Raw genomic sequence first — 12,730 nt, 5'->3', positions numbered from 1 at the left:
GATAGCCAGGCGACGAAAGCGCCTGTGATGCGTGTTCACATACCTTGCTATGATCGCGGGATGCGCTTTGCGAACGCAGCGCGTTCCGAAGCACCTGAATCGACACCAGCGAAACACGACACCAGCGGGCCGCACCGGCCCAGAACCGGACCGTAACGACAATGGCAGCAGACATCGAAGCCCGGCAACGCTTTTTCCCGCACACCCAGGACGAGCTGAAGGAGATCGCCTCAGACATCCTGCGGCACGCCAACGCGCTCGGCGCGAGCGACGCCGCGACCGAGATCTCCGAAGGGGACGGCTTGTCCGTCTCGGTGCGGCGCGGCGAGGTCGAGACGATCGAGCACAACCGCGACAAGATGGTCGGCGTGACCGTCTATATCGGCAACAAGCGCGGCAACGCGAGCACCTCGGACTTTTCGCCGCAGGCGCTCAAGGACACGGTGGCGGCCGCGTACAACATCGCGCGCTTCACCGCCGACGACGACTGCGCGGGCCTCGCCGAGCCCGATCTGCTCGAAACCACGCCGCGCGACCTCGACCTCTATCACCCGTGGAATCTCTCCGCCGACGAGGCCGTGGAAATCGCACGCCGCGCCGAAGACGCCGCGTTCGCCGTCGATCCGCGCGTGAAGAACTCCGAAGGTGCGAGCGTTTCGGCGCAGCATTCGCAGTTCGTGCTCGCCACCTCGGGCGGCTTCATGCACGGCTATCCGTACTCGCGCCACTACGTGTCGTGTGCGCCTATCGCAGGCGTCGGCCGCAACATGCAGCGCGACGACTGGTACACCTCGCGGCGCAGCGCGGCCGAGCTGGCCTCCCCCGAAGCCGTTGGGCGCTACGCGGCCGAGCGTGCGCTCTCGCGCCTGAACGCGCGCAGCCTCGACACGCGCAAGGTGCCGGTGCTGTTCGAAGCGCCGCTCGCCGCGGGCCTGCTCGGCGCGTTCGTGCAGGCCGTGAGCGGCGGAGCGTTGTATCGCAAGACGTCGTTTCTCGTCGACAGCCTTGGCAAGCCGGTGTTCGCGCCGCACATCCAGATCGTCGAGGACCCGCATGTGCCGCGCGCGGCCGGCAGCGCGCCGTTCGACGAAGAGGGCGTGCGCACGCAGCGCCGCGAAGTCGTGAAGGACGGCATCGTGCAGGGCTATTTCCTTTCGTCGTATTCGGCGCGCAAGCTCGGCATGCAGACCACGGGCAATGCCGGCGGTTCGCACAACCTGCAGTTCCAAAGTTCGCTCACGAAGCCTGAGGACGACTTCGAGGAGATGCTGAAAAAGCTCGGCACGGGCCTCCTGCTGACCGAACTGATGGGGCAGGGCGTGAATTTTGTGACGGGCGACTATTCGCGCGGCGCGTCGGGCTTCTGGGTGGAGAACGGCGAGATCCAGTACCCGGTGGAGGAAATTACGGTGGCCTCCACGCTGCAGGAGATGTTCCACCACATCGTCGCCGTCGGCTCGGATACACTCGCGCGCGGCACGCGTCAGACCGGCTCGGTGCTGATCGAGAGGATGACGGTCGCGGGGCAATAAGCGCGTAATAAGCGCCTTTTCCGCTGGCTCAATGAAAAACGGCACGCCCTGGCGTGCCGTTTTGCTTTAGGGTGCCGCTTGGGGCGCTGCGCTGGGTTGGGCAGCGATGCGCGCCCCGTCGATCAATCCCGGCGCACGTACCGCACGAACGCGAAATCGAAGTCGTTCGGCGCATTCGCATGCAGCGTCTCGCGCGACGTTTCTTGCCACACGTCGGGGTCGGGCGCGGGAAAGGTGGCGTCGCCCTCGAAGTCCGCGGAGATTTCCGTCATCACGAGTTCGTGCGCGAGCCCGAGTCCTTCGCTGTAGAGCTGCGCGCCGCCGATCAGGAACGCCTCGGGCGCCTGGTCCTGCGCCGCGAGCGCGAGCGCCTCGTCGAGGCTCGTGGCGGTGTCGCAGCCGGGAAAGCGCTTGCCCGCGTCGCGCGTCACGACGATGTTGCGGCGGCCCGGCAAGGCGCGGCCGATCGATTCGTGCGTTTTGCGGCCCATGATGATGGGGGCGCCCATGGTGGTGCGCTTGAAGAACGCGAGGTCTTCGGGGAGCCGCCAGGGCAGCGCGTTGTCGCGGCCGATCACGCCGTTGCGGGCGCGGGCGACGATGAGGGTGAGCGTGGTCATCGAAAGGGTAGAGGTGCGAGGTTGTAAGCTGTTCGCAGCGATTCTACCTGAGCGCGCCGGGTGCCCCGGCGCGCTTCCTCTGCGGTATCGGGTGTTTCAATCCTGCACGTCGGGCGGTAATTCCGCCTGGTTCTCCGCTTCGCCGACGAAGAGCGTTTTTTCGTCGCGCAGGCCGTGCGTGCCCATCAGCCGGTAAAGCGTCACGCGCGAGATGCCGAGATCGACAGCGGCTTCCGTGAGCCGGTGCCGGTGCCGCAGCAGCGCCGCCTCGATCGCGCGCCGCTCCGCGGCCTCGCGCGCCTGCGCGAGCGTGACCGTCTGCTGCGCGGTGAAGTGCGCGAGATCGAGATCCTCCGCCGAAATCAGCTTGCTTTCGGCCATGACGATCGCGCGGCGCACGCGGTTGATGAGCTCGCGTACGTTGCCTGGCCAGTTGTAGTTGTACAGGGCCTCAATGGCGTCGGGCGTGAAGCCGCGTATCCGGCGCGCGCTGTCCTGCTTGAACTTGTGCAGCACGTGGTGCGCGAGAATTTCGATGTCCTTGCCGCGCGCGCGCAGCGGCGGCTCGTCCACGCGCAGCACGCACAGGCGGTGAAAGAGGTCGGCGCGAAAGCGTCCCTCGCGCATTGCCGCCTCGAGATCGACGTGCGTGGCCGAGATGATGCGCAAGTCCACGGGAATCTGCTCGCGCCCGCCCAGGCGTTCGATCTTGCCTTCTTGCAAAAAGCGCAGCAGGCTTGCCTGGCTTTCCAGCGGCAGGTCGCCGATTTCGTCGAGAAAGAGCGTCCCGCCGTTGGCCGATTCGACGCGCCCGATCTTGCGCTGGTTCGCGCCCGTGAACGCGCCGCGCTCATAGCCGAACAGTTCGGATTGCAGAAGATGATGCGGGATCGCACCGCAGTTGATCGGCACGAACGTCGCCTTGCGCCGCGCAGAGCGCTCGTGGATCGCGAGCGCCGTGAGTTCCTTGCCGGTGCCCGATTCGCCCGAGATGAACACGGTGGCGTCGGTGTTGGCCACCTTGCGGATCGTGCGAAAGAGCTGCTGCATCGCTTCGCAGGTGCCGACCATCTCGTCTTCGTCCTGGCTCGCGGCGGCGCCTGGCGTGTCGAGATCGCACAGCGACACCATGCCGTATGCGTGGCCCACGAGGTAGTCGAGCGTTGCATGTGCGACCGGCACATGCACGTAGTCGAAGCAGTAGTGGCGGATCAGGCGCCGCACGTCGGCGTCGGTGAGGCGCGAATCGTCGGTGAGCGCGATCCATCCCACCTGCTGCAGCCGCAGGATCGTCTCGAGGCCCGTGAACTCGCGCGGCGCGAAACCCGTGAGATCGACGATGCCGGCATAGGCCGCCTCCGGCTTTACGAGGCGCGAGGCCTCGTGCACCGTGCGCGCGGTCGCGATTTCCCAGCCGCGGCTCTTGAGGTAAGCGCTGAGCAGCGGGTCGGGCGTGCGCGCGACATACAGCAAGGTGCGATCGATACCCGCCTCGGGCTTCGCATCGCGGGCGCGGCCGGCGTCGGGCACATCGCCGGCAAGCGGCGGTCCGCCCACGGCGAGACGCTGCCCCGCTCCGGCGAGCGGTGTCACAGTGGCGCCCAGATGTGAGGATTCGCGCACGATCGGCCTCATGTGATCAGAAGGTGTAAGGGAAACGCACGCCGACGACGAAGTTCGGTGCATCGGGCGTGAGCCCGACGGAAACCGCGCCGTTGATCGTCAGGTGCTTGTTGACCACGTGGTTCAGTCCGAAGTTGAGCACCGAGGCCGTTGTCTCGCTGCCCGGCACGCCGGTCCATGTGCCGCCCGGCGCCTTGGTCTTCGATTGCGGCTCGATGGCCATGGTGTACGAGATGCTCGCCGAGTCCTTGTCCGAGAAGGCGAGCGCCACGCCGCCGCCGAACTGGATGATGTCGCCGAGCTTCACTTCGGCAGGCTCGGTTTGCCCGATCACCGAGGAGATGTCGGCGAACGAGCGCGAGATGTTGTACGTGTACGAGAAGCTGCCGAACAGCACCACGGGGTCGTAGGTCTTCAGCACCGAGAGGCCGGCCGTCACGTTCCAGAAGCCCGTGCCCGTGGGCAGCTTGCTGGGGGCGACGAGATTGGTATTGTCGGGCGTGATCTGCTGCACCTTGATGCCGAACGGCGAGGTGCCGGTGGCCGTCTTCACGCGCAGGCTGCCGACCACGTCGGGGATGCTGTTGGTTTCCTTCAGGAACTGGTAGTAGACCCCGAAGTTCACGTCACCGATCGCGTTCGAATTGACCGATGCATCCGTCAGCGTGCTGGCCGAGCCGCCCGCGCCACCCACGATGAAGGTGCTGTGCCGGTAGACGTAAGGCACGTCCACATCCACGCTCATGCGGTCGGTGAGGCCGTAGCGCGTGTCCAGGTCGGCGGTGATCGTGTGCGACTTGGTCTGCCCCAGATTGATGTTGCCGAGGAAGATCGCGTCGAGCGCAAGAAAGCCTGAAAGCTGCAGCTGGCGGCGATCGTAGTAACTGTCGCTGATACCCCAGTCCAACGTCAGCTTGTGGTCGAAGAGCGGCGCGTGCTCGCGCTGCACGACCGCTTCTTCGGCTTGCGTGCGGGACGGCTCAGCGTTCTTCTGCGTCTCGCCCACGGTCGGGCTGCCGTTGGGGTTCACACCAACCGGCGCACCCTGCTGCGGCCCGCTCGCGGCCGAGGTGCCGGTCGCGCCATTGGTCGTGCCCGCGTCGGGCGAGGGCGGGTTCACCGGCACGCCCGTGGCCGTGCCGGTGAGCGAACCGGGCGCCGTCGCACCCGGCAGCGCCTGGGCGAGCGGCGGCAAGGGCACAGGCAGACCGTCTGCCCCCGGCTGTTCCGCGACCGTCGCGTCCGACGCGGCGTCGGGCGCACCCGCGCCCGGCATGCCCCGACCGCGTTGCGCCATTTCGAGGTTCGTCACCTGGCGCTCGAGTGACTGGATTTGCCGCTGCTGCTCGTCGACTACGCGCATGAGTGTATTCAGGCGGTCTTCGATCGACTGGCTTTGTAGCGCCTGTGCATGGGCGCACTGCGAGAGCGCGAATAGCAAAACGGCTGCTGGAATGGCGGCCAGCGTCACGTGTGGCGCGGCCGCCCTTGACATCATCTTCATTGTTCTTCCCCCGGGATCGAATGCGGGCGCCCGGCGGAACCCCCTGGTCCCACGCCCGCGCACGTCGATGCTCCTCATTCAAAGTGCTGCTTTTCGCGCGGGTCCTTGCCCGCGTGGTGGTCTCCTTGCTGGTACGTCTCGTTATGAGCCCTCGGTTAATGGAGATTTCGCAGAGCCTGTAATACGCCGGTCTGCCGGATCATTTGCGACGTCATCTGCTGCGTCTGCAGACTCAGTTGCAGCTGGTTGGCGACCTGCTGGTTATTGCCTGCGACCTGGAGTAGCTGGGCGATCGCGCCGGCCTGTTGCGCGTTGCCCGGCACGATGTTTTGCGTGGCGATGCCCGCCGGTGTTTGCAGCGTCACGTTGACGCCGTTACCGCCGAACGAGATGCCCGCTCTTATGCTGCCGGTCGCGTTCGATGCCGACGCGCTCGACTGGTTGGTGGCGCCTGGCAGATTGGCGAGCTGCGGCGCGTTGTTGTCGTAGGAGATGGTTGCGGCATTGGCGCCCGTATTACCGTTGCCGGCCACCTGAGTGATCTGCGAGACGCCATTGATCGAGACGTTCTGGCCGCCGGTGGCCGTCGCGTTCGGGTTGGCGCCGCTGTTTGTGCCCGTGGTGCCGCCCTGTGCCGGGTCGATCACGGTTGCATACGTCTTCACCTGCGCGCTCACCTGGTTGGCCGCGTTCTGGGCGACCGCGAGCGCGCCTTGCGCGACTGCGGTCGCGCCGTTTGGCAATTGCCATTGAGAAAGCAGGTTCAGAACGAACCCGGAAATCATGTCGCTGCCGGCATATTTGCCGGTCTGATGCGCGAGCACGTCGTCGCCGACGGCTTCGCAGCGGATGCCTTGCGCCTGAGCGTCGGCGTTCGAGAGAAACGCCGGCACCGGCTGCGGCAAGCCGATGCCTTCGGCCGCTAGCGCACCGCTCGAAAAAGCGCAGGCGAGCGCGGAGACGGCTGCCGCGATGCCACACTGTGAGAGGTTGCGTTTCATGATTCTTTGCACTTCAGAACATCACGGCCTTATCGAGGCCGTATTCGAAGAAGGGAGTCGCAGCAGTGCCATTGAGCAAGGCGTTTTCACGCAGCTTGAGCGCGAGCGACTCGTTGTTCTGCAACAGCGGAGAGTCCTCCAGGAACGGCTTGCCGAGCACCGCGAAGACGAGGCCGTTCCATGTCTTCGCGAAGTCGTCTTCGGCGACGATACGGTTGCCGAGCGCGGGGTCCGCAATGAAAATGCGGCCGTTCTCGGCGTGCTTGACGATCACGAAGTGCTCATAGCCATCGATGTTCATGAGCACCAGCACGGGAATCTGCAGGTGGTAGAGCGCGTCGGCGTTGACGCGAAAACCGCGGCCGCGCAAGCCGATCGTCTCGACGAACTTCTTCATGTCGAGCATGGAGAAGCCGTTCTTGACGACCACCTCGGGTGTGGAGAACACCATCATCTGGCGGATCAGCTCAGGTTCGGGGATGTCGATGCCGTAGCCGTACTTGAGCAGTGTGGACAGTGCGGCGGCGCCGCAGCTGTAGTCATACTGCTGGCTGACGATGCTGCGATAGCGAAGGTCCCGCATCGAGTGGACCGGAAGCTTCACCGGCACGCCGATGAGGTGGGTCGCGTCGAGCGTCGACTGCTGCGCATGCACAGGCACAAGGGCCGCGCTGGCCGAGAGCGTCAGCGCGACGACAAACATCCTTGACGCCGGGGTCGATACGGGCCCGGACATGGTGGTCTCCTACCTTCTGGTTTGCGCGCCGGCTGTGGTGGGACAGCCGGCGCGCATTGCTTACTGCGCTTTCTGCCTGGGGCGAGCCCAGTTCCTGCAGTGCTGCAAGCCGTGCTTAGTGGCCGTTGTTCATCGCGGCGATTGCCATGCCGTTGTGCTGCAGGTTGCCGATGCCGCCGGCAATGTTCACGCCGATGTTGCCTTGCGCGCCGACGAGCGTACCGCCGCCGAGGCTGGCCGTACCCTGGAACTGGCCGGTGGCCGTCATGGCAGCGTTTTGCGAGTTGTTATCCGTCGCGACCATCGCAACCGTCGAGAAGTCCCCCTTGGTTGCCGTCGTCACGGAGCCGGCGAGGCTGTTGTTCTGCGCGTTGCCGATACCGGATGCGACGTTCACGCCGACGTTGCCCGATACGTTGGCGAGCGAGCCGTCGCCGACCGACGCGTTCAGATTGAAGTTCTTCACGTTGGCCTTACCGCTGGAGGCCTGGTTGTTGAAGATCTGCGCGTTGCCGAAGACGTTGCCCATGTCGACGGAAGCGAGCGCGACATCGTTGCTTTGCGCGTTGTTGATGCCTTCGGCGATGTTCACGCCGAGGTTGCCCGTCACGCCGGTTGCTGCGCCGTTGCCGGTGTTCGCGTCGAGCGTGCCCGCTGCCTGCGTGTTGTAGTGCTGCGTGATGGAGCCCGTGGTGTGCTCGTCGACCGTGTTGAGCGTGTCGCTGACGTTATAGCCCCAGCCGCTGTTCGAGCTCGAGCTTCTCGACGACGAATGCTGATGCGAATCCGAGCTGGTGCTCGACGTGCTGTACGTGTGCGCGTACGTATCCGACGAGTTCTTCGTCTTCGAGCTCGTGCCGTTCACGCTCGCCGAAAGCGCGGCGCTGGCCGTGCCGTCGGCATAAGCCGTATTGGCGGTGGTCGAGCTGTTGCTCGTGTTCTTGTTGTTGTTCACTGCCCAGGCTGCGCCGGCGTTCGTCGTGTCGCTGTTGTTGTGCGAGTTGGTCGTCGTGTGCGACGTGTTTTCCGAGCCGCTGAGGCTGATGCCGGCCGAGCCGTTCCTGTGGTTGCCGCTGTGCGACCACGATGCGTTGGCCTGGAGGGCGCCATTGCCACTTTGCGACTTCGTGGACGTGTTGTTGCCTACGCTGCTGTAGCTCGTGCCAAGGGCCGCGCTGCCCGTGTCGCTATAGGTGCTCGCGGTCGTGTGGTCGTGCGTGCCGCCGTTGTCGGTCGAGACATGATAGTCGGCGTTCACGCTTGCGTTGAGCGTCTTGCCGAAGGTCGAGCTGCTCGACGAGGCCTTCGTCGTCGACGCATTGACGTCATGCGTATGCGACGAACTGCTCGACGAGGACGACATGCTCGAATTGCTCGAGTTCGAATACTTGTAGAACGAGTTGTTGCCGGTGCCCGTAACGCTCCAGTCCGTATTGTTGAATGTCGTCGTGACCTTGCCGCTCGTATAGCTCTGTGCTTGCGGAAGAAGCGTGCCACCGCTCGTGGTTTGCGTGTTGTTGATGACGGCGCCGGCGGTGCTCGAAACCGAGACGCAGCCGAACAGCCTGACGAAGCCGTCGATGCCGACGTATTCGGTGACACCAGTGGCGTTAAAGAGATAGGCCGAATTAGCTGCGTGAGCGGAACCTACCGCCGACGCAAGAACTGCCGCTGCTATGAGGGTGCGCTTCATGATTTCGCTCCGATACTGAGTGGTCAGTTAAAAAAGAGTGCCCGCCGGGGGACGGAGCACAAAACTGTTTGCCGTAGCGTTACCGGCGCCGGCCGTCTGGTTCACCTGCACGAGGCCCGTCGCATTCCTGAATGCCGCATTGTCGATGCGTACCTCACGAATGCCCCCTGCCTGGGCCATTTGCCCCTGACCGCCGTTTTTGGCAGCCGCCGCGGACAGTTCCCCGTCCGAGACCGCCACCACACCAATCGCACCACTGCTGATGAGAGCAGTGTTGCGCTGGATATTGCCCACGCCCGCCGACTGGTTCACCATCAATGCGCCGTTCGTGTTTGCAAAAGCTCCCGCACCTATCGTCGCGCTCGCGCCTTTGAGCCGCGCCGTGACGCTGGCGAGCTGGTCGTCGCCGTTCACGTTGATCGACACGTTGCCGGTCGTGATCGTCAGCTGGTTGGCCTGCGCGTTGTCGACACCCGCGGTTTCGTTCACCGTGAGCGCGCCGGTCGTCGACGTGGCGGCGCCCGGGGCGATGCTTGCCGTCGCGCCGACGCTCACCTGGGCCTGCGCGACGCCGGCGAAGGCGAACGCGGCGGCGCAGGCGAGCGCGCTGGTAAGCGCCGTGCGCAACGTGCGTGACGTTTGGGTCGAACGGCTCATTTCATGCCTCCCATGGCGCCCGAAAGTGGGGCGAGCGCGCCTGTGATCGTCGAGGAAATCGTGCCGCCGAGGCCGGCGCCGACGCCGGCGCTCGCGCCGGGGCCGGCCGCCACGTTCGCGCCGGTCGCGCTGCCCGTGAGAATGCGCGTGAGCGCCTGGACACCAGCGGTTTGCGCGCTCAGTGCGCCATTCGCGTTCACGCCGCTCGAGCCGTGCGCGTTGGTGAGATCCGTGTCGGTGACGAGCGTCGCCATCGCCGGGTCGAAGCTGTTCTTGGGGAAGGTCGTGGCGCGCACGAGCACCGGGTCCTGAGTCTTCGGCACGTTGTCGAAGGCGCTGCGCGGCGTGATGTCACGTTCGACGATGACGTCGCCGGGGTTCGTGAGCTGTTGGGCGGCCACGCCCGCCGTGACGCTCGCTGCCAGGACGCCGCACAGGGCGGCGGCGACCTGGACCGAGCGGCGGCTTGCGCCGCGCGTCGAGTTGCGTGCTCTCATGCTGGTCTCCTCCTGGCCGGAATCGGCGCATGGCGCCTTGTCCGGTCCTTTTGTCCTGGCTTCGCGCATTCGCACCGAACCGGACACCGCGCCGCGAGCGGCACGGGTGCTATCTCAGCATTACTTTCTCGTGTAGCTCGCTACGTTGCCCTGCGCGTTCTGGGTGGCGTCGACGGGGATCGGCAGCGGTGCAGGCGGCGCGATTTCGTCCCAGAGCGTCACGTTGTTGCTGCCGCGCATCAGCGGCGTGGCGGCCACCATCACCATTCCGACGGCGCCGCCGCGCTGGCGCGAAAGCGTCTGGTCGTCGAGAGAGCCGATGCCCGCGAAGGCGCCGTCGTTGCCAAAGGCGACGGGGTCGGCCGGGGCGTGGGCGCTAGCGGCCGTGGCGGTGGCCGGGTCTGTGCCGGTCGAGCTGGCGTCGCCGGCCGGCGCGCTCACTTCGAGCGTGGCGGGAACGAGTGCCACAGGTGTTGCAGGAACGACATCCGTGGCGGCGTTCGCGACGCTGGCGACTGCGATTGGCGTGGCAGGCGCATCGTTCACCACCTGTGCGCGAGCACCCGGCGAGAGGACGAGGAGGGCGGCGGGAACGAGCATGGCGGCGCACGCGCTGCCGTAGCCGATGACACTGCGCCGGACCTGCTGGATGTTGAGTCGCATGGCGTATCTCCTGGTGCGAGACATTTAGCGAAACGTGTGCCATCGCCCGCAATCCATTGATACGCTTCGAACCGCACTATTTTCTGCAAATTTTGAATGGCGGATATTCGCCAAAATGTTTCAGCACTGAAACGTGAGGCCGTTTAAACCCGTTTGGAATGCGATACCGGTTTCAAAGGAGAACGTTTGCGCGCCAAACGCTTAACTATTCAGAGAATGGAAACATCTGTAATTATTTCTGCACTGACAAAATATCCGGAAGTGGTGGAAACATTTCCATCAGTCCCTTATGCATTCCTATTGCATAAATTCTATCCAAGTGCCACGAGGCTATAGTAAGCTTCAGAAAAAGCCGTAACGCCTAAAAGAAAAAGCCCGCAACTGGGCAAGTTGACACACACGCCACAACTCGGGGATTCACTGTCAGCAAAAGCATGCGCGTTCACTGTTTTTTCAGGTACGCGAAAGTCGCTTTTTGCTGCGTGTCTGTACATTCAGGTGCGTGCCGTCATTTCCAAACGATGGTGTTGGCAAGAGGATCTGAATAATGGAACCTGCAACGCGGCAATTGGTGTACGTGACGCGAAAACCGGTCGAAGCGTTGAACGAACGGTTCCACGAGCGTGGCTGGCAGGTGGAGATCGTCGGCAACGCGCGGGACGCGCGGCGCGCGCTCCGTGCGGGTATGCCTGCGGGGGGTCTGCTCGATCTTTCAAGCGAATTTCATCTGCATGAAATCGGCTCGTTCGAGCCGTGCCTTACGCTGCCCAACGTCGGCTGGGTCGCTGCGACCACGACCGGGCAATTGCAGGACGCAACGCTGCGCCGCCTGGTGCGCGATTACTGTTTCGATTACGTAACGGTCCCCTGGAACGGCGATCGCATCGTCGATTCCGTCGGCCACGCGTATGGCATGGTTTCGCTCGGCGAGGTCGCCTCGAACGATACGACGGGCGGCACCGAAGGCGAAATGGTCGGCTCGTGCGAGGCGATGCTGGCGCTGTTCCGCTCGATCCGCAAAGTCGCGCTGACCGATGCGCCGGTGTTCATCTCGGGCGAGTCGGGCACGGGCAAGGAACTCACGGCAGTCGCAATCCACGAGCGCTCGTCGCGGCGTAGTGCGCCGTTCGTGCCGATCAACTGCGGCGCCATTCCCCCGCATCTGCTGCAGTCCGAGCTGTTCGGCTACGAACGCGGCGCGTTCACGGGCGCGAGCCAGCGCAAGGTCGGCCGGGTCGAATCGGCCAACGGCGGCACGCTCTTTCTCGACGAAATCGGCGATCTGCCCATGGAAAGCCAGGCGAGCCTGCTGCGCTTCCTGCAGGAAGGCAAGATCGAGCGCCTCGGCGGTCATCAGTCGCTTCCCGTGGACGTGCGGATCATCTCGGCCACGCACGTCGACATGCGCGCGGCGATGGTGGAAGGGCGCTTTCGCCAGGACTTGTATCACCGTCTGTGCGTGCTGCAGATCGACGAGCCGCCGCTGCGCGCGCGCGGCAAGGACATCGAGCTGCTCGCGCGGCACATGCTCGAGCGCTTCAAGAAGGACGGCAGCCGGCGCCTGCGCGGCTTTTCGCCCGACGCCATCGCGGCACTGCACAACTACAGCTGGCCCGGCAACGTGCGCGAACTGATCAACCGCGTGCGGCGCGCCATCGTGATGTCGGAAGGCCGTGCGATCACGGCGCGCGATCTCGAACTCGGCGACTACGTCGAGGTGGTGCCGGTCTCGCTTGCCCAGGCGCGTGAAGCCGCCGAGCGCCAGGCCATCGAACTCGCGCTGCTGCGCCATCGCGGCCGCCTTGGCGACGCCGCCCAGGAGCTCGGCATCTCGCGCGTGACCTTGTACCGGCTCTTGTGCGCGCATGGCATGCGCCATATGGAGAGCGAGCCGCTCGCGCCGCATCCGGGCGGCCTGGCTTCGGGCGGTTGAGGTGGGGTGGGGCTGCTTGAGGTTGATCGAGATTGACTGACGTTGATTGAGGCGAGCGGTGCTCTCGTGCTCTGCGCATTGACCGCGTGCCGTCGCTTTTGCCTGGCCATTGCCATGGCGGTTCATCTCGCCGCGCCTCGTTGCGCCGTGAGCATTTCGTTGGGCTCGTTGTAGCCCGTCCTGTGGGCGTCCTGCCCTTGTCCCCGTTGCGTGACGGGCTCGCGCTTTCGGCGCGGCCGACCCGCGACACGCGCGCCGGGTAGAATCCTCC

11 protein-coding genes are annotated in these 12,730 nt (G+C 65.0%); 2 read left to right on the top strand and 9 right to left on the bottom strand.

Annotation, left to right across the window (positions count from 1 at the left end; all coding sequences use genetic code 11):
- Positions 1-161 precede the first annotated feature (161 nt).
- Positions 162-1,532 carry a metalloprotease PmbA gene (gene pmbA / locus M3I54_RS07005; RefSeq protein ID WP_254334129.1) on the top strand — a complete coding sequence of 457 codons (1,371 nt, stop codon included), beginning with the start codon at positions 162-164 and terminating at the stop codon, positions 1,530-1,532.
- A gap of 122 nt (positions 1,533-1,654) precedes the next feature.
- Here the strand turns inward: pmbA and M3I54_RS07000 are convergent, their stop codons facing one another.
- The 9 genes from M3I54_RS07000 to M3I54_RS06960 all read right to left on the bottom strand — a co-directional run bounded on the left by M3I54_RS07000 (position 1,655) and on the right by M3I54_RS06960 (position 10,526).
- The gene (locus M3I54_RS07000; protein WP_254334128.1) at positions 1,655-2,152 is read right to left on the bottom strand and encodes a dihydrofolate reductase; all 498 of its coding nucleotides are present in this window, start codon (positions 2,150-2,152) and stop codon (positions 1,655-1,657) included.
- A gap of 96 nt (positions 2,153-2,248) precedes the next feature.
- Entirely contained in the window at positions 2,249-3,682 is a 1,434-nt protein-coding gene (locus M3I54_RS06995; RefSeq protein WP_254334164.1) for a sigma-54 dependent transcriptional regulator, read from the bottom strand.
- Positions 3,683-3,791: 109 nt separating this feature from the next.
- The gene (locus tag M3I54_RS06990) at positions 3,792-5,270 is read right to left on the bottom strand and encodes a hypothetical protein (protein ID WP_375542109.1); all 1,479 of its coding nucleotides are present in this window, start codon (positions 5,268-5,270) and stop codon (positions 3,792-3,794) included.
- A 164-nt stretch (positions 5,271-5,434) separates the two neighbouring features.
- Complete coding sequence (locus M3I54_RS06985) at positions 5,435-6,280, bottom strand: peptidase C39 (protein ID WP_254334124.1); 846 nt, start codon at positions 6,278-6,280, stop codon at positions 5,435-5,437.
- A gap of 13 nt (positions 6,281-6,293) precedes the next feature.
- On the bottom strand, positions 6,294-7,016 hold the full coding sequence (locus tag M3I54_RS06980; protein ID WP_375542103.1) for a C39 family peptidase: 723 nt from the start codon (positions 7,014-7,016) through the stop codon (positions 6,294-6,296).
- Between the two features lie 115 nt (positions 7,017-7,131).
- Entirely contained in the window at positions 7,132-8,709 is a 1,578-nt protein-coding gene (locus M3I54_RS06975) for a cell wall anchor protein (protein ID WP_254334122.1), read from the bottom strand.
- Between the two features lie 27 nt (positions 8,710-8,736).
- On the bottom strand, positions 8,737-9,366 hold the full coding sequence (locus M3I54_RS06970) for a hypothetical protein (RefSeq protein WP_254334119.1): 630 nt from the start codon (positions 9,364-9,366) through the stop codon (positions 8,737-8,739).
- Positions 9,363-9,863 (bottom strand): complement resistance protein TraT, encoded by a 501-nt coding sequence (locus M3I54_RS06965; RefSeq protein WP_254334117.1) that lies wholly within the window; start codon positions 9,861-9,863, stop codon positions 9,363-9,365. The genes M3I54_RS06970 and M3I54_RS06965 overlap by 4 nt, the downstream gene beginning before the upstream one ends.
- A gap of 120 nt (positions 9,864-9,983) precedes the next feature.
- Positions 9,984-10,526 carry a hypothetical protein gene (locus M3I54_RS06960; RefSeq protein WP_254334115.1) on the bottom strand — a complete coding sequence of 181 codons (543 nt, stop codon included), beginning with the start codon at positions 10,524-10,526 and terminating at the stop codon, positions 9,984-9,986.
- Positions 10,527-11,073: 547 nt separating this feature from the next.
- Here M3I54_RS06960 and M3I54_RS06955 point away from each other — a divergent pair.
- Complete coding sequence (locus tag M3I54_RS06955) at positions 11,074-12,459, top strand: sigma-54 dependent transcriptional regulator (RefSeq protein WP_254334113.1); 1,386 nt, start codon at positions 11,074-11,076, stop codon at positions 12,457-12,459.
- Positions 12,460-12,730 lie beyond the last annotated feature (271 nt).

Origin of the sequence: Paraburkholderia sp. CNPSo 3274, from assembly GCF_024206475.1 — a bacterium.
Lineage (GTDB): Bacteria > Pseudomonadota > Gammaproteobacteria > Burkholderiales > Burkholderiaceae > Paraburkholderia.
This window is presented reverse-complemented; position numbering and strand designations above follow the sequence as displayed.